An 18,477-nucleotide genomic window follows, 5' to 3' on the forward strand; every position below is an offset into this window, starting at 1 on the left:
GTGCTCCCTAGTGTGACACGCCCAGATAGGCATCAATAACTTCTGGGTTGCTCTGCACTTCTTCTGGCACGCCATCAGCGATCTTGCGGCCATAGTCCAAAACAACGACACGGTCGGAAAGGTCCATCACAACACCCATGTCATGCTCAATCAGAGCAATCGTAGTGCCGAGCTGATCATTCACATCCAGAATGAATCGGCTCATGTCCTCTTTCTCTTCCAGGTTCATCCCTGCCATCGGCTCATCGAGCAGCAGCAGTTCTGGCTCCATCGCCAACGCACGAGCAAGCTCAACACGCTTCTGCAAGCCGTAAGGAAGCGTTCCCACTGGCGTGCGACGAATATGCTGGATTTCGAGAAAGTCGATGATTTCCTCGACCTTCTTACGGTGCTCAATCTCTTCCCTCTGAGCAGGTCCCCAATAGAGCATCTGCCAGAATAAGTTCTGCTTCATCCGCGTTGCACGTCCAGCCATGATGTTATCCAGCGTGGACATACCCTTAAACAAAGCAACATTCTGGAAAGTTCGAGCGATACCCTGACTAACCGCAAGGTGCGGTTTCATGGACCTGCGCTTCTCACCGTTGAAGGTGATCACACCTTCCTGAGGCTGATAGAAACCATTGATTACGTTGAGCATGGACGTCTTGCCAGCACCATTGGGACCAATGATCGCGCGAATTTCACCCTTCTTGATGTTGAAGGAGATATTCGTGATTGCCTTAACGCCGCCAAAGGAGAGAGAAACGTTCTCAAGATCCAGCAGAACCTCGCGCTCCTCGGCCCTTTTTTTGACCTCTTCGAGCGTTGGATCCATTACAGTCATTCTGCCGCCTCCCCAATCGCGGACATTGCTTTAGTGCTATGGGTGTCCATGTCCCGGATCTCGACGGTGGCTTCAATCGTGCCTTGACGGCCATCTTCAAAGGTCACCTCGGTCACCACATGCTTGGAGATCTCACCCGCATAAAATGCTTCAATCAGAGGCGCATAACGGTCAGCAACGAAGTTACGACGGACTTTCTGAGTACGTGTCAGCTCGCCATCATCCGGATCCAGCTCTTTATGCAGAACAAGGAAACGTTTGATCTGGGCACCAGCCATCATTGGTTCTTCAAAAAGATCCTTGTTCACCTGATCCACATGGCTTTGGATTGTTTTGTAAACGTCAGGATGTGCGGCCAGTTCCTGATAGGAAGCATATGCAATGTTGTTCCGCTCAGCCCAGTTACCAACCGCAACAAGGTCAATATTCACAAAGGCACAAACGTAGTCGCGCTCGTTTCCGAAGGTCACAGCTTCTTTGATGTTCGGGAAGAACTTCAGCTTGTTCTCAATGTACTTCGGCGCAAACATGGAGCCATCAGTCAGCTTGCCTACGTCCTTCGCACGGTCGATGATCTTCAGGTGCCCATTCTCAAGGAACATGCCAGCATCACCAGTGTGAACCCAGCCATCCTCAGTCTTGGTGGTCTTCGTTGCCTCATCGTTCTTGTAGTATCCAAGGAACGCACCCGGCGAGCGATACATAACCTCACCACTCTCCGCGATCTTCACTTCAACATCTGGCATAGGAACGCCAACCGTATCAGCATAAATCTGGCCATCAGGCTGAGAGGTAATGAACACGGAAGATTCCGTCTGCCCGTAAAGCTGCTTCAGGTTCAGGCCGATTGAACGGTAGAACTTGAAGATCTCAGGACCAATCGCTTCACCCGCGGTGTAAGCCACACGAACACGGGAAAAACCCATCTCGTTCTTCAGCGGCCCATACACACAGAACTCACCAACAGCATACTTCATGCGCTCAAAAAGAGAGACTTTCTCTCCATTCAAAATGCGCTCACCAACTTGGTTCGCATAATTGAGGAAGTAGTCAAACAGCTTCTTCTTCATCTTGCCCGCATCTTCCATGCGAACTGTGATGTGCGTCAGCATACCCTCAAACACCCGCGGCGGTGCAAACATGTAAGTTGGGGCAATTTCCTTGCGGTCAATCGAAACTGTTTCCGGACCTTCAGGACAGTTCACGCAGTACCCGGCTGTAAGACACTGTGCGTAGGAGAACACATGGTCACCAACCCATGCCATCGGCAGGTATGCGACTGTGTCTGCATTCTCATCCAGGTTATCAAACTTGTTCGCATTCTGAACAGCAACAACCAGGTTATTGAAGGTCAGCATCACCCCTTTCGGACGACCAGTCGTACCGGAGGTGTAAAGGATCACAGCAACGTCTTCACTCTTGCCAGCACTGACGGCATCAAACCAGTCATCAGCAAGCTTCTCATCATTGTCGAGCAGAGTCTGCCCGGCTTCCTGAACGCTCAGGTAACGATGAAGGCTTGTGTGGTCGTAATCACGAAGGCCTTTAGGGTCTTCGTAAATGATGTGCTCGAGCAACGGTAGCTTCTCGGACATCTCAAGCAGCTTATCAACCTGCTCCTGATCTTCAACAACCGCAAAGCGCACTTCTGCGTGGCCAAGCACGTAGCCGATCTCTTCTGCCACTGAGTCAGAATAGACTGGGATCGGAATACCACCCAACGCCTGCACGGCGGCAAAAACCCAATAAAGATGCGGACGGTTTGCACCAATCACCGCAACCTTGTCGCCTTCTTTGCACCCAAGGCTCTTGAGCCCAAGAGAAAGCTTGCGCACTTCTCCAAGGACCTCACGCCAGGTCCAGCTCTGCCAGATCCCGAGGTCCTTTTCGCGATACGCGGGACGATCCCCCCATTCCCGCGCATTCCGAATAAGCAACTGCGGAAATGTGTCCATACCCGCTGACGGAGGCACCTGCATCTTTGAATCACCTCTCACCAAAGGTCATCTTGTGCCTTTGGTCTGCCTGTTTACTCTGAGGAAATACGAAAGACTAATAGCCCCGCCTCGCAAGTCCTCCACCTGCGAGTTCCTCCCTGGACTTATTCTTAGCAAGATACGAAAGCTTTTTTAATGGGTTTTATTCATTGCGCGTTGCAACCTTGAGCACTTGTGCAATGCAAAACTGTGATATTTCAACGAGTTACACTCAAAAAACTCTATACTAAGGTATACATGCATTATATTTGTCACGCATAAGCGAAATACTATAGGTAAATCAATGCCCAATACTTTTGAATAGGTTTCAATTCCTTTTTGTAGATCATTGGACTAAGTCAAAAAAGAATCACTACTTTGGGCTATGGGCACTGCAACAAAAAAGGGGCGCGAATACTCGCGCCCCTTACATATACTAAGCAATTAATACTTTTAGCCGTAGATCACTTTTGGCAACCATGTTGCCATTTCCGGCAGGTACCACAGGATGATCAGCATCAGAACCTGAATGAGAACAAACGGGATGATACCGAAGTAAATGTCTGAGGTTTTCACTGACGGCGGCGCCACACCCCGCAGGTAGAACAACGCAAAGCCGAACGGAGGCGTCAGGAACGATGTCTGCAAGTTTACAGCCATCATCACACCCAGCCATGCAGGGCTCATCGGTTCACCATTAGGCATCTCAAGCTGCAGCAGAATTGGTGCAACAAGCGGAACAACCACGAACACGATTTCCAGAAAGTCCAGGAAGAAGCCCAGCACGAACATTACAGCCATAACCGCAATGATCGCACCCAGCGCACCACCCGGCAGACCAGTCAGCGCTTCCTTCACCAGTTCCTCACCACCCAGATCACGGAAGATCAGGGAGAAGAATGTTGCGCCGATCAGGATCACAAACACCATACAGGTGATCTGTGTGGTCGACTGCATCACTGGCATAAGCACTTTCTTCGCCATCACGCGGTAAAGCGAAACGAGCAACCCATAAGCAAGCACTGCGCAGGCAAAACCAGCAACCCAAATACCAATCATATCACCGGTTGGGATCTCGTTACGTGCAACACGCAGGTCCATGAAGGATGTCAGAACCAACATCACAACAAGAGACAGCACAGCCAGATACACCGGCCAAGGCTTGTCTTCTTCCATGCGGTATCCAGCAAGCAACAACGCACCAACAGCACCTACAGCAGCAGCTTCAGTTGGTGTCGCAATACCTACGAGAATTGAACCAAGCACCGCGATAATAAGCGCAATTGGCGGCACAAGAGCATGAAGAACCTGACTGAGGGTTGGTCCCGCAGATCCATCATCACGCATTGGAGGCGCTTTGTGCGGCTGTGTGAACGCAACAAACAGCTGGTACACAATGTAAAGGCCAACAAGTGCAAGACCTGGAATAAGCGCCCCTGCAAACAAATCCCCTACAGAGAATGGATCTGGAGCAAAGTTACCCATCTCACGCTGAGCGATCTGGTAGCCGTTGGAAAGCTGGTCAGCAAGGAACACAAGCACGATGGAAGGCGGAATAATCTGCCCCAACGTACCGGAGGCTGCAATAGAACCGCAGGCAAGACGCGGGCTGTAACCGTTACGCAGCATAGTCGGCAGAGACAAAAGCCCCATGGTTACCACGGTGGCGCCCACAATACCGGTTGAAGCAGCAAGCAAAGCACCCACAATCGTGACAGAAAGCCCGAGACCGCCCGGCATACGCCCAAACAACCGGCCCATGGTTTCCAGCAGCTCTTCCGCAACCTTGGAACGTTCCAGCATCACCCCCATGAAGATGAAGAGTGGAACCGCGATCAGGGTTTCGTTGGACATGGTGCCGAAAATTCGGCTCGGGATCGCACCAAGGGTCACGCTGCCGCCAAAGAACGACGCGATCAGAGCGAAAATCAGTGCGACACCAGCAAGAGTAAATGCAACAGGGAAGCCCGCCAACAAACAAATACAGGCAACCGCAAACATCAAAATATCAAGAGTATGAAGAAGTCCATCCATCTCCGATTACTCCTGGATCTGACGGAATGAGTCGAGTGCCTTCTTGTCACCGCGAAGGGCAAGAACACTTCGAAGAATAATGGCGACACCCTGTAAGGAAACCAGAACGGCAAAGGCAATAATCGCACTCTTCAGAAGATACCGTCCTTGAATACCGGATGCCTCCTGAGACCCTTCCCAGATTGCCCAGGAACTGAGCACATAGCCCCAGGACCAGTAAATAATCACCGCACACATCGGAAGAAGGAAGAACACCGAACCAAGCAGGTCAACCATTGCTTTGATACGTGGGCGAGCATCCCGGTAAAAGATATCGACCCGCACGTGCCCATCTACGCTTAGCGTATAAGCAGCAGCCGACATAAACAGGAAACCGTGCATGTAGGTGATGGATTCTTGCATCCAGATGGAACCGATACCGAAAACGTATCTCATCACCACCACTGTAAATTGGACAAGCACAATGCCCAAAGTCAGCCAGGCGCAGCTCTTGCCGATGCCACGATTGACTGAGGTAATCAGGTTCATTAGGGCGCGCATGCCCGCCTCTTCGTCTTGGTCTACACCAAGCCTCTAGGATTATTATTGGGCCCCAAAGGCCAAGATAGAGCTCTTGAAAGAAAAGCTCCCCGCAAGGATTGCGGAGAGCGTGTGCAGCAATAAGTAAAATTAACCCAGGATACGATCGCGAGCTGTCAGGTAGTTACGCTCAGCAAGGCTGGACCATGCAGAGGTTTCCTTACGAGACTTGAGGTAGCTTTCGTAGATGCGCTTGGAGAGGTCATCTGTTTCAGCCACTTCAGCAACAACTTCTTCAGCTTTACGGCCGATAGCATCGAACACGTCATCAGAGAAGTCACGAACCTGAACGTTGTGCTTGGTCAGGAGAGTTTCCAGAGCAGCACCGTTGTTGTGGTTGTACTCAGCGAACATGTAGTTGTTCTCTGCCATACACGCAGAACGGATCAGCTCCTGCTGACCAGGTGTGAAGCTTTCCCAAACACCTTTGTTCATGCCGAAGGACAGACCAGCACCTGGCTCATGGAAGCCTTTGGTGTAGTAGTACTTAGCAACTTTATAGAAACCAAACGCCATGTCGTTCCATGCGCCTACCCACTCGGTTGCGTCGATCGCGCCGGACTGCATTGCTGGGAAGATTTCAGAGCCAGGAAGCGCAACAGCTGATGCACCCAGACGGCGAAGAACTTCACCACCCAGACCAGGCATACGCATTTTCAGGCCTTTGAGGTCTTCAAGAGATTTGATCTCTTTGTTGAACCAGCCACCTGCCTGCAGACCGGTGTTACCAGCCAGGAAGGATTTAACGTTGAACTGACCAGCAAGCTCATCCCAAAGCTGTTGACCGCCACCGAAATGCATCCATGCTTCCAGCTCAGCAGCTGTCATGCCCATTGGAACGGCAGTGAAGAAGCCAAATGCTTTGTGCTTGCCGAGCCAGTAGTAGTCAGCAGCGTGGTACATGTCAGCTGTACCATTGGAAACAGCGTCGAAGCTCTCAAATGCAGGAACGAGTTCACCGGCAGCAAACAGCTTTACAGTCAGCTGACCTTCACTGGCAGCAGTGATACGGTCAGCGATGCGCTGTGCGCCAGTACCGAGACCCGGGAAGTTCTTAGGCCAGGTGGTGACCATTTTCAGTTCGCGCTTACCAGCTGCGAGTGCTGGAGCTGCAAGAGTAGCTGCGCCAGCGGTTGCACCTGCCAAACCAGCATTTTTCAGAAAACTACGGCGGTCCATAAAAACTCCTCCCAAGAGCTTCTTAAATCAAATCTCTTTATGCCTCCGCAGAATTGAACCTCTTCCATTGAGATCTCTGCGACAACATGACCAACTTCTTATAACCCTAAAACTACGTGAAAATACAAGGAAATCTGCACCCTATTGGACAAATTAATTATTCTTGGATCAACTGAGCGTACCTCATCTATGCGTTTTCAACCGAAACCAGCCGCAACGTAACTATCGAAACATTTTTAGGAATCTCCGCCCTTGAGGGCTAACAATCAACCTCCAAAATCGGGATTCATAGCCTTTTATTTCAATGTTAATAAGTCAGCCTACATGACCTAACTGGCTTGAGCATTGCTCCATTAATTTTCTGGGTGAATTAAGCCACACAGGTGGTAGATGCTTTAAAATACAATAATTTAGAGGAAACTAATCTACAGTTTCAGTTGAAACTGAGCAGAGGTGCGCAGACACGATGCCACCCGATAAATCCGAGGCCTTAGACCTCAATCAGGTCGGCATTGCAAAGCGAAGACAGCTAACATTTAAAGATGCGTTCCGATGCACAAACAACTATCCACACGAAGGTGTGGTTTTCTACAGGTTCGCGCATTAACGATAGCGCGAATTTCTTCGAAAACACCCATACGAAATTGCTTGAAAGCAAATTTCTCAGGCATTTCGAGAGCGATTCTTCCAAAAATTGCCGTAATCTAGAACAGACCTGCCGTTGCGCCACCATTCAGCCCAGCAATCAGCATCAACGTTCCCATCAGCAAAATAGTCAGAGCGCCAACCACCTCAAAACCGCGCAGAATAACCGTACCAGCCTGACTGTCGGCACCCCAGATCCGCAAGGCAACCTCACGCGAGAGCACTGCGAGACTCGCCAGAATAGAAACGGTAATACCTGTCCCCAATGCCATCACGAGCGTGGAGGCCACACCAGCCCAAATCATGCCCTGAGAAAACGCAAACGCAAGCACGATCAAAGCACCGGTGCATGGGCGAAGCCCCACTGCCAGAATGATCGACCAGATGCTTGTGAGTGTCATGGCTGAGTTCTGAACCATCTTCGGATCCGGCGTATGCGCATGCCCACAGCTGGAACAAACCTCTCCATGCTCTGAATGCTCATGTTGATGATGGTCGTGATCATGGTCATGTGAATGACCGCAGCTCGAAGCAGGCTTTTTGCCAAACCATGGCTTCAAAACACGTTGCCAAACAAGGTAGAGGCCAAGCAGGAAGACCAACACATAAGAGCCAAGCTCAAACCAGCGGGCTGTTGCATTAATCGCCGTACTGGTCAGATGCAAAAGGACTCCAGCCCCGCCAACCAGCACAATCGCTGTCACCGCCTGCGCAAAGGCAGAAGCAAAGGAGAGCGCGATCCCTTTCTTCAATGTCTGCTCATCCGCAATCACGTAAGAAGAAATCACTGCCTTACCATGCCCCGGCCCTGCAGCATGAAACACGCCATACGCAAAGCTGATCAGCATTAGAAGCCACCCGGCAGAAGGATTGTTGCGGAAGTTTCTCAGCGCGCTTGTCAGCTTAAGATAAAACTCATTCTGCAACCGGGTAATGGTCGCCATGCCTTGCTGGAAAATATTCATATCCGGACCACGAAGCTCAGCAGTATCCGCAGTCTCACGCTCAGAAACGGAAGACAGCGTCATCGGCTCACCACCTTGCGCAAGCGCTGCCACTGCATCTTCTGCAGACGCAGGTGCACTCTCAACTGGCCCAGGTGTAATCTCGGAAATGAATTTAGTATTGCCCGTAGAAGCTGTTGTAGTCGCCACACCATCGCAAGACACAATCACCTGATTGACAAGCGCTGCTGTGTATCCCTGCAACTCTTCAGGAACATTCCGCTGGTCAGCACCGATCGTTGCCAACTGAGCAGCAATTTGCCCGTCCAGCTCAGGAGGATGGACCAGCTCAACAGAACATTTTCCGGGAGCATTCTTCAGCGTCACGGCCATATCTGCCTTAGGCCATTTAAAATCGATGTAGTAGGTTGGGTCATAAACATCGAGTGTGATCGGCTTGTCAGCCTTGATCTTCTCTTTGAGCGGCAGTGTAAAGCTCAACTCCACCAATGACACGGGGCTCGTGTCTGGCTGGCTGCGACCAGCTGCAATCTCTTCAGCAATTGCTGCTCGGTCTTCATCGCTGATCAACCAGTAATCATCAAAGGCTACCTTGATCATTTTCATGGATGGATCAAATGGCTCAGAGAAATCTATCTCCGCTTTGCTGTCATCCCCAAACGTGAAGTAGCCGTACTCTCCAAGACCCTCAATGTTGATCTTAGCCAGCTCATCCAGCTCATTTCTCTCGAAAAATCCATTCTGATTGGCATCCAACCCCTGCACGGCATAGGCCGTGTACAGGTCATCAAACAGCCATTTGTGCCGAATGTGAGTCAGATACCCGTCATCATCAAACACCAACTCGGCGCGCGCTTGCACAAACATATGCGGATGCGCTGCAACCTGTTGAGAAGGCAACAGAAATACCAGCAGCATGCAGAATGCGGTCAAAAACCGTAGGAGCTTATGAGACATGGCGCCTTAACAAAATGTGAGAACCCGACACGACAAGTGTAATAAAATAACGGCAAATTCAAGACCCATTTATTGAAGGTCCTGAGATACGTTTTTCCCGTAATTTAGAACCATTCGGATAATTCTTCCGAATTTGATGCCCATCACCTACGAAATAAACCGGATATTGCTTTAAGAATAAACCAATATCCCCGCAACGCTTCTTGTTCAATTTCGTTTGGGAGGGCTGAATGAACGTGCCATTGCATAATAAAATAACGATCGATACCTACATGACCCCATTGGATCATCCAGAATTCGCTGGCCACGAGCAAATCGTATTTGCAACAGACAACGAAACGGGCCTGAAAGCGATCATCGCGGTTCACAATACCAATCGCGGTCCCGGTCTCGGTGGATGTCGCATGTGGAACTATGCAAGCGCAAATGAAGCTCTGACTGATGTTCTTCGTCTCTCAAAAGGCATGACCTATAAGAATGCATTGGCTGACCTTGCTTTGGGAGGAGGAAAGTCAGTCATCATCGCAAACCCGCGCACTGATAAGACCCCGGAGCTTCTCAGAGCATTCGGCAGACACATCAATCGTCTTTCTGGCAGCTACATCACCGCAGAGGATGTGGGCATCAGCTCTGATGATATGGAAATTATTGGCAGCGAAACCCAGTTTGCTCGCGGGACAGATGCCACTGGTTTTGGCGATCCTTCGCCGTACACTGCACTGGGAACCTTCGTTGGCATCAAAGCAGCTGCCAAACACAAATTTGGCTCTGAAGACCTCTCAGGCCTGACTGTATCACTCAAAGGTCTGGGTCATGTGGGATATGACGTAGCTCGTCAACTGCATGAAGCAGGCGCTAACCTGATTGTCTCCGACATCTATGATCCGGCAGTGACACGCGCAATCGAAGAGCTCGGTGCATCCAGCGTATCGCCAGACGACGCACATCTCGTCAAAGCAGATATCTTTGCCCCATGTGCGCTTGGCGGTGGCCTGAATGCTGCAACTATCCCGGAGCTGAAAGCAGCTGTGGTCGCAGGAGCTGCAAACAATCAGTTGGAAACACAAGAAGACGGCGCAGCACTCATGAAGCGCGGCATCCTGTACGCTCCAGACTACGCCATCAACGCAGGCGGTGTAATCTCTGTCGCTTTGGGTGAGCCTGGTGCATCAGACTCAATCGTGCGTCAGAAGACTCTCGCGATTGGTGGCACGCTTGCTCAGATCTTCGATCGAGCTGATGCGGAAAAGCGCCCAACCAACATCATCGCAGATGAGTTAGCTGAAGAGCGTTTCCAGCATCACCATAATCCAGCTTAAAACAGAGGGCTGATCTAGCCCTCTTTTGGCAAAGGCCCATCAAGCATTTTGGGGCAGTCACCATGCTGCTCCAATTGCTTGTGCCAGTTGACCATATAATCAACAAAGGCACGCACCTTCGCTGACAGATGCCTGCGATGCGGATAGACCGCGTACATCGCAGGCCCCGGCACTTCGTAGTCTTCTAATGCTGGTATCAGTGTGCCTGCCATCAACTCCTCCAGCACATAAAAGATCGGCAAACGCACAACGCCAAGGCCTGCCAGCGCTGCTGCAACCGCAGTCTTCGCACTGTTCACATGCATCGGCCCTTTAACGGGAACAGAAAACCGCTCTCCATTTGCCAGAAACATCCAGTTGGTCTTGTGCTTGTAGTTGGTATCAATGATGCAGGGCATACTCGCCAGATCACTTGCCTTCTCAGGCATACCATGTGCTTCCCAATACGCAGGAGAGGCACAAACCACGACACGAACGTCACGGATCTTCCGCGCAATCAGGCTGGAATCCTCAAGCTCGGCCACACGAATGGCAACATCATATCCTTCTTCGACAATATCGACGAAGCGATCTTCCATCTCGATGTCCAGCTCAACGCGCGGGTGTTCCTGCAAAAACGAAGCAAGCACTCTGCCCAGCGTCGCCTCAGAAAAGGAACGCGGCGCACTCAGCCGCAACCGGCCACGCACCTCCCGATGGTCTTGCTGTACAGCATCTTTCAGGTCATCAAACCGCTGCAACAGCTCACCAGCTTCACGGAAGTAGGCTTCACCAACCTGGGTCAGAGAAATCTGGCGGGTCGTCCTGTTCAGCAGGCGCACGCCCAGTTCGTCTTCCAGCTCGCTCACATACTTGGAAATAAGCGCCTTGGAGCGCCCCATATCCCGTGCTGCAGCCGAAAAGCCACCGCTTTCTACCACCTGCAAAAAACATCTAATTCGTGTGATGGAATCCATCATATTTTCCCCAAAGCAGCGAAAATCACCGCTCTCCAAGATAACCCAATTCTTGATAATACCTCCCGAATGCGAAGGACGCATACACGACAGCAATCATTAGGATTCCAAACAACTCCAACATAAGTGCTTTTAGCCTCGAAGTTTTGGTCTCACAATAGATACCTACAAACCGAACTAGCAGCCCAACATGAAACAGGGCAGCAAAGAGTATAAAAGCACCATTCGGCAGCTTGTATGAGAGATAGGGTATATTCCTGATCGCTCCATATGCATGCCAACTCAAAAGCAAGATTGGTATGCCAACAAGCAGCTCAAGAAACAACAGCCACTTACGACTCGGCGCAATCAGGGGAAGCAATGCGAAAACAATACTAAGATACAATAGTGTCATCATCCCCCCATACGGTGCTAATGAATTAAGCTAGATACTTCTCTGCAGTTTCCGGCGGCGTCTCACGCGGCCACCAACTCCTGCCAGACGCAACATGAACAAACCCACGGCAAACCCGAGTCCTGCCAGCACACCACCTTCAACAGTCACCGGCACAGCAGGCTCAAAATCTTCCCAGGTTGCCCTAGAGATCTTGGTGTCCGGCCCTTTCAAAAAAATCCAGACCCGCTCAAAAGCTGCCGCACTTGTCATAGCCAACTGCTGCTCTTTCAGAGCATCTAGACGATCCAGTGACCGTTCAACACTCTCTCCGCGCAACTGTACAAATTGGTCAGCACTTTGAGCCATATGCTGTAGGGCTGCAGAAACGCTCTTGTTGGTAGCAGTCGCATCCGCAACAAAATCGGCTTTCACTTCCTCCAGCGCATCAATAGCGCCACCCATACGCTGACGGTATTGCTGGGCAAATTCAGGAAGCTGAGAGGTCACAGTGCCGCTTACAAGCGCAACGCCAAGCGTCAATACCCTTGCAAACATCATTGCAAACCTCCCCTCTAAGTTAATCGACCAGAGTGATCACTCCAGCAGCACCTTCTTCTGTACCAAATGCCAGCCGGTTCCCCTTCTTATCCCAGACAAGGGCAGAAACAGGACCAGCACCCGGACGGCGCAACAGCACTTCAGCATTATCGTGGAACCGAACGGCCATTACCATGCCATCCTGATAGCCAATCGCCACCATTTCTTCGCTCGGATGACAGCAAACAGTCGTCACCATGCTGTCCCCGCGCACGCCAAGCTCCAGGGGAGCCTGCCCCATAGGACCACTTTTGCCCATAAACGGCCAGAGGATCGCAGCCTGAGCGCCAGAGGTCGCCAGATACTTACCCTTGGCAGACCAACTCACGGACTTCACCTTGCCCGGATAACCGGTCATGCGCATGTCCTGACTGTCAGCCAAACGCCATCCGTGCAGAGCGTTCTCCTGCATAGTGGTCACAAGGTACTTTCCTTCAGGAGAATACGTGACCAGACTATGCGCACCTTTCCAGCTCAGTTCCTGAGGATCACCAGCGGCGTTCACCCAAAACAAAGTCACGCCATCATAACGAGACGCAGCAAGACGCATCCCCTTAGGCGCAAAAGCCAAACCAGCAAAGGCACGCGGCAGCTGAAATTCTTTGATCTCGCCGCTCTTCAGACGAACCCAAGCCGTACGACCAGATGCATAGGCCACACTGTCCTGTGGGCCAGCTGCAATAATGTCGATCCATTTTCGCGGCTGCTCAGCAAGCTCTTCAACACTTCCATCAGCGCTAACTTTACAAATCCTGCCATCACCGCCACCGGTGATCAGAGACTTGCCATCTAAAGAAGGCGTCGCACAAAGCAGGCCGTTTTTGTGAACCGGTGTCTGGGTTTCCGGCCCACCAGCAAAAAAGACAGAACCTTCACCACTGGCAAAGGCAGCTACATCACCCAGAAATGTCGCAGAAACAACAAATCCATCGGTATCAAGAGGAGCAGTTACAGGCACCAGAACTTACTCCGCAACACAGGCTTCAAACGCAGTTTTCAGCGCAGCACCATCCAGCTCACGGCCGATGAAGACAATGCGACTTTCCCGCTTCTCATCATCCCGCCAGTCGCGCTGATGGTTGCCCTCTACGATCATATGAATGCCTTGCACCACATAGCGCTGCGGATCATCCTTGAACGACAGGATACCCTTCATGCGCAAAATGTTCGGCCCCTGAATCTGCGTAATCTGATTGATCCAGTCAAAGAAGACCTTCGGGTCCAGATCACCAACCGTGAAGGAATAGGACTTCACAGAATGCGTGCCTTCATGATCGTGATCACAATCTGGGCCACACTCATGGTCAGGGTGGTCATGATCATGTTTGTGATCGTGCCCATGGTGGTGGTGATCATGGTCGTGATCACAATCCGGGCCGCACTCATGATCGTGCGCGTGCTCAGCTTTTTTCAAAAACTCCGGATCAAGATCAAGAATACGATCCAACTCAAAGGCCCCACGATCCAGAACATCAGCAATCGCGATCTGACAACGCTCTGTGTGGTGGATCTTCGCATACGGGTTGATCTTACGGATCGCCGCTTCAACACCAGCCAGTTCCTCTGCTGAAACAAGATCGGTCTTGTTCAGCAAAATCACGTCAGAAAACGCAATCTGATCTTCTGCTTCCTTAGTGTCTTTCAAACGCTGCTGAACATGACGGGCATCAACAACCGCAACAACAGCATCAAGCTTAGCCGCTTCGCGCACGTCATCATCCATGAAGAACGTCTGTGCAACAGGAGCCGGATCAGCAACACCCGTGGTCTCCACGATGATCGCATCAAACGCACCCTTGCGTTTCATCAGATTCTCAACGGTGCGGATCAAATCACCACGAACTGTACAGCAGATACAGCCGTTGTTCATTTCATAAACTTCCTCGTCAGACTCAACGAGAAGGTCATTGTCGATACCAATTTCGCCGAACTCATTGACGATCACAGCATAACGCGTGCCATGGTTTTCGCTCAAAATACGGTTCAGCAAAGTGGTTTTACCTGCGCCCAGATATCCGGTCAGCACGGTAACAGGAATACGGCTATCAGCAGCCTCGGACATTTACGTCTCCTTGGATGGGTGTGCGCTCGCACTCAGCTGGCACTTAGAGCAAATTCATGCAAATGAGCGCAGCTATGCGATAATCTCTTGCCCTCAATATAGACAGTTGCTCTGCCAGCAAAAGACCCTAGCTGCGGATTAGCTGTTATCGCACCTTCTGTCCCCCAGGAATTGGCAGCACCATCTAGCCCACGTCACAATCCAAGCTTGCGCCGAAGCTCCAGAACAAGCAGAAAACCAATGCAAAAGATGATGAAGAACACCGCAAAGCTAATGGCAACCGGCATACTGCTGTTCAGCAAGGGAGAGAAGAAAAACATATAAATCAAAATCATCATCGCCATTGTCACAACAATGCGCGCCGGGCTTCTCGTCACAAACTGAAAAACACCCAAAGACCTGATCTTCTCAGGCACACGAAGACCACTCATAAAAATCTCCATTCAAAATATAAGGTGATCCTAGGCTCGTTATTTGACAGAAGCAAGAAGCTGGCACCGATAGCTTAAACAGGAACACCCAACCTCCAGCGCTCAACCCACTCAACTAATTTCCGTTTGCATTCAATCGCTTCCATCCCCTACCATCCAGCCGATCGTTTTGGGGAACTGGGAGGCCAACCATCATGCTGAAAACCATAGAGGCGTTTGATCGCATCGGGGATGAAAACGCATTCGCCGTTTTGGCACGGGCTACTGAGCTCGCTCAGCAGGGCCGCGATATCATCAATCTCGGCATCGGTCAGCCAGACTTCAAAACACCAGAACACATCGTGGAAGCAGCCGTAAAAGCGTTACGCGATGGCCATCACGGTTACACCAGTGCAACGGGTATTCTCCCACTCCGCGAAACCATCGCAGCAAGCTTGCATGCTGAAACTGGAGCGAATGTCTCACCAGACAACGTGATGGTCGTTCCCGGTGGCAAGGTCACCATGTTTATGGCAATCCTGATGTTTGGTGGGCCCGGCAAGGAAATCCTCTACCCAGACCCCGGCTTCCCGATCTATCGCTCTATGATTGAGTTCACCGGAGCAACCCCAATCCCAGTGCCAATCCGTGAAGAAAACGATTTTGCTTTCTCAGCCGAAGAAACCCTGAACCTCATCAATAAGCGCACAGCTTTGCTCATCCTCAACTCCCCGGCCAATCCGCCAGGCGGCGTGACACCGCGCTCTGAGATAGAGAAGCTGGTGAAGGGATTGGAAAACCATCCAAACCTGCCAGTCCTATCTGACGAGATTTACTCCCGCATGACCTATGACGGGCTTAAGCACACATCCTTAATGGAATTCGAGCAGCTCAAAGACCAACTCATCCTACTCAATGGCTGGTCCAAAACTTGGGCTATGACAGGCTGGCGCATGGGCTATTCCGTCTGGCCGGTTTCTCTTATTGATAAAGCCCGTAAGCTTGCCGTGAACTGCTGGTCATGCGTCAACACACCCAGCCAATACGCAGGCATTGCCGCCATCGAAGGCCCACAAGATGCAGTAGATCAGATGATGCTGGCTTTTGACCGACGACGTAAGCTCGTGGTGGAGGGACTAAACGCCCTGCCCGGCATCTCCTGCAACACACCCAAAGGCGCCTTCTACGCCTTCCCGAATATCAAAGAAACAGAATGGCAAGCAAAGCCCTTAGCTTCAGCGCTCTTGGAAGAAGCAGGTGTTGCGCTCATCGGCGGACCTGATTTTGGTGTCCTGGGAGAAGGATATCTGCGCTTCTCCTATGCCAATTCAGAGGAGAACATCAGTCGTGCATTAAGCCGTGTGGGTGATTTCCTAAGCACCCACACCAAGTAGGAAAGCTCTAACGCTGCGCTGTCACCACAATGGCCTTTTCGATCAAGTCGGAAAGGTCTGAGGCTTTACTGTCCTGATTCACAGGCTGCATGATGAGGAACAGAGAGGAAGGCCCAACCGAGGTCAACCCATCAAGCTCATCAATATCAAACTGGAGCACGACTTTCCCGTCTGCGTCCAACAATGATAAACCATCATCAAAGCTCCACTGCCACGCTGTGGCTTTGGAGATAGGCGCATAAAGCCCCTGACAATTCTTGGTCTCAAACGAGTTGCCATATCCACTCGCAGCAGGCTCAGAACCAAGCTGCGCAGAGCAGGTTTTAGACGACAACACATCAGAAATTGACCAGTGACCAGAAATTACACTGGCTTGACCGGATAGGACGCCAAAGCTAGCTAACGCCAGGGTTGCGCCGGCAGCTACTACTGTTTTTCTCAAAATCCCATGCATACGAACAGCCTCCAGGATCTGTTTTATGTACAGATTCTGGGCGCAATCAGTTAACTCAAGGTTAACAGGAAATTAAGTGAGAGATAACAGATCTAAAAACATAACTTATTCATGGATTTAACTCAAAAACAAATACACGCATTACTTGTTGAGTACAGATACAATCTAAAATAAATCTAATTACATACTAGTTATTATTTACATGAAGTCCAAAACGCACTCGTTTTAGGTGGTTTGCATTTCGCATCAAAAGACAACCAAGCAAGGCAAGCCAACCAAAACTCAAAGGCCACCGCGAGGAGCACTCAAAAATGAGCAGTCCTCTCAACCTAGCGAAGCGAGTCGATTTAGAGAGTTAGCCAACGAGAAGAACCATACACGTCATGGCGAGTGTAAAAAAACCAAACATCTTCAAGTCTTTATGATCTTCGATACTTCCGCGAGAACTGACCATGACGAAACTCCAAACGCAATACAAGATGCCGCTTAGATAAGCGCGGCATAGTAAACATAGAGTTTCAATGAGGCAGTTTCACGATCACCAAACTGCCTTTTGGTTTCAAATGGCAGTTACTCAGGGTTCGCGCACAGCCCGTCCACTGACACCAACCGCTCACCCGGAGGAGGCGCGCTCTCACGAATTCGCAGCTTTGGCTCGATTAACGTCAGTTCATTACTGAGCTTTTCGCCATTCATCTGCGAAAGCATGAGTTCTGCAGCATTCACACCAATGGTTCCGGCCCCATTGTCCACAGTGGTCAGGGCTGGTGTTCTATTTTCCGTACCCTCGGTGTCATCATAACCAACAATTGCCAGGCCCGGCCCCGGCTCAACACCAAGTCGGCGAACAGCACTCATAACACCCAGCGCCACAAGGTCGTTGAAACATACCACAGCTGTTGGCCGAGGATCCGTCTGCACAATCTGCTTGGCAATGGATCGGCCATCATCCTGCGTCATCAACTCAGGAATATCCAATTGCTCATCCGCATTGATCCCCGCATCCTCAAGCGCTGAGCGCCAACCGCGGTTCCGGTCACGCCCGGCAGAACTGCCACGCCGGCCACCAACCATCGCGATCTGGGTATGCCCTTGCTCAATCAGATGTTTTGTAATGCGGTAGGACCCAAGGAAGTCATCTCCGCGAACGCAAGGCGCATCCGCCCCGGCCACATCGCGGCAAACCAGCGTGACTGGCACTCCTTGCCGCACAATGGAGTTGATATCCTTGTCAGTCGTGCCAACCGAAGCGCACAAAATAAGCCCATCAACCCGATGCTGCAGCAGCGTATCGGTGAAATGTTTCTGCCGCTCGACAATATCGCGGTGATTACAAATCAGAATGGTCTTGTTGTGCAGCGCCAGAGTTTCTTCCAGCCCACGAAACACCTCGGCAAAATAGGGATTGAGAATATCGTGAACCGCCACCCCAATCATATTGGATTGAGATGTCCGCAAAGACGCAGCTGACCGATTATAGATATAGCCCACTTCCTCAGCATAGGCTTTCACCCGTGCTTTCGTGGCTTTAGCGATCAAAGGGGAATCTCTCAAAGCCAAAGAAACCGTAGCCGTCGAAACGCCCAGTTTCTCAGCAAGATCTCCTAATCTCAATGGTTTACCTGTGCCGCTCAATGCCGATGTCCTCGCATATCCAGCCGGATCCAGTTTGTATTCTTAAGCACTTATGCACAGCAACATTAGCAAATAGCAATACTCCACACTGCCAACAAAGAGAATTCATTATG

General features: G+C 50.8%; 15 protein-coding genes. 2 read left to right on the plus strand and 13 right to left on the minus strand.

Going from position 1 to position 18,477, the window contains the following annotated elements:
• Window positions 1-7: 7 nt before the first annotated feature.
• The 6 genes from PsW64_RS10255 to PsW64_RS10280 form a co-directional block, all read right to left on the minus strand.
• A complete protein-coding gene (locus tag PsW64_RS10255; RefSeq protein ID WP_057461916.1) occupies window positions 8-817 on the minus strand; it encodes an ABC transporter ATP-binding protein in 810 nt (269 codons plus the stop codon).
• Between the two features lie 5 nt (window positions 818-822).
• The gene (locus PsW64_RS10260; RefSeq protein WP_063291082.1) at window positions 823-2,805 is read right to left on the minus strand and encodes an AMP-binding protein; all 1,983 of its coding nucleotides are present in this window, start codon (window positions 2,803-2,805) and stop codon (window positions 823-825) included.
• A 450-nt stretch (window positions 2,806-3,255) separates the two neighbouring features.
• Window positions 3,256-4,836, minus strand: coding sequence for a TRAP transporter large permease (locus tag PsW64_RS10265; RefSeq protein WP_063290291.1), 1,581 nt, complete (start codon window positions 4,834-4,836; stop codon window positions 3,256-3,258).
• Between the two features lie 6 nt (window positions 4,837-4,842).
• Window positions 4,843-5,376: a TRAP transporter small permease subunit gene (locus tag PsW64_RS10270; RefSeq protein WP_057461842.1), complete on the minus strand. Its 534-nt coding sequence runs from the start codon at window positions 5,374-5,376 to the stop codon at window positions 4,843-4,845.
• A gap of 129 nt (window positions 5,377-5,505) precedes the next feature.
• A complete protein-coding gene (locus PsW64_RS10275) occupies window positions 5,506-6,594 on the minus strand; it encodes a TRAP transporter substrate-binding protein (RefSeq protein ID WP_063291083.1) in 1,089 nt (362 codons plus the stop codon).
• 704 nt (window positions 6,595-7,298) lie between these two features.
• Window positions 7,299-9,161: a HoxN/HupN/NixA family nickel/cobalt transporter gene (locus tag PsW64_RS10280; protein WP_063303514.1), complete on the minus strand. Its 1,863-nt coding sequence runs from the start codon at window positions 9,159-9,161 to the stop codon at window positions 7,299-7,301.
• Between the two features lie 230 nt (window positions 9,162-9,391).
• On the opposite strand from PsW64_RS10280, the gene PsW64_RS10285 reads away from it, so the two are divergent.
• Window positions 9,392-10,480, plus strand: coding sequence for a Glu/Leu/Phe/Val family dehydrogenase (locus PsW64_RS10285; RefSeq protein ID WP_063303515.1), 1,089 nt, complete (start codon window positions 9,392-9,394; stop codon window positions 10,478-10,480).
• Window positions 10,481-10,494: 14 nt separating this feature from the next.
• Here the strand turns inward: PsW64_RS10285 and PsW64_RS10290 are convergent, their stop codons facing one another.
• From PsW64_RS10290 to PsW64_RS10315, 5 genes are all read right to left on the minus strand, one after another.
• Window positions 10,495-11,436, minus strand: a complete 942-nt coding sequence (locus PsW64_RS10290) for a LysR family transcriptional regulator (RefSeq protein WP_063291085.1) — start codon at window positions 11,434-11,436, stop codon at window positions 10,495-10,497.
• Between the two features lie 424 nt (window positions 11,437-11,860).
• The gene (locus PsW64_RS10300; protein ID WP_063303517.1) at window positions 11,861-12,370 is read right to left on the minus strand and encodes a DUF2937 family protein; all 510 of its coding nucleotides are present in this window, start codon (window positions 12,368-12,370) and stop codon (window positions 11,861-11,863) included.
• 19 nt (window positions 12,371-12,389) lie between these two features.
• On the minus strand, window positions 12,390-13,367 hold the full coding sequence (locus PsW64_RS10305; RefSeq protein ID WP_063303518.1) for a WD40 repeat domain-containing protein: 978 nt from the start codon (window positions 13,365-13,367) through the stop codon (window positions 12,390-12,392).
• 6 nt (window positions 13,368-13,373) lie between these two features.
• On the minus strand, window positions 13,374-14,471 hold the full coding sequence (locus tag PsW64_RS10310) for a CobW family GTP-binding protein (RefSeq protein ID WP_063303519.1): 1,098 nt from the start codon (window positions 14,469-14,471) through the stop codon (window positions 13,374-13,376).
• 194 nt (window positions 14,472-14,665) lie between these two features.
• A complete protein-coding gene (locus PsW64_RS10315) occupies window positions 14,666-14,902 on the minus strand; it encodes a hypothetical protein (RefSeq protein ID WP_057461851.1) in 237 nt (78 codons plus the stop codon).
• Between the two features lie 194 nt (window positions 14,903-15,096).
• Between PsW64_RS10315 and PsW64_RS10320 the strand changes: the two genes are divergently transcribed.
• On the plus strand, window positions 15,097-16,275 hold the full coding sequence (locus PsW64_RS10320) for a pyridoxal phosphate-dependent aminotransferase (protein ID WP_063303520.1): 1,179 nt from the start codon (window positions 15,097-15,099) through the stop codon (window positions 16,273-16,275).
• Window positions 16,276-16,282: 7 nt separating this feature from the next.
• Here the strand turns inward: PsW64_RS10320 and PsW64_RS10325 are convergent, their stop codons facing one another.
• Both PsW64_RS10325 and PsW64_RS10330 read right to left on the minus strand, forming a co-directional pair.
• Window positions 16,283-16,729, minus strand: a complete 447-nt coding sequence (locus PsW64_RS10325) for an AprI/Inh family metalloprotease inhibitor (RefSeq protein WP_063303521.1) — start codon at window positions 16,727-16,729, stop codon at window positions 16,283-16,285.
• Between the two features lie 570 nt (window positions 16,730-17,299).
• Window positions 17,300-18,364 carry a LacI family DNA-binding transcriptional regulator gene (locus PsW64_RS10330; RefSeq protein ID WP_063290301.1) on the minus strand — a complete coding sequence of 355 codons (1,065 nt, stop codon included), beginning with the start codon at window positions 18,362-18,364 and terminating at the stop codon, window positions 17,300-17,302.
• Window positions 18,365-18,477 lie beyond the last annotated feature (113 nt).

Source organism: Pseudovibrio sp. W64 (assembly GCF_001623145.1).
Classification (GTDB): domain Bacteria; phylum Pseudomonadota; class Alphaproteobacteria; order Rhizobiales; family Stappiaceae; genus Pseudovibrio.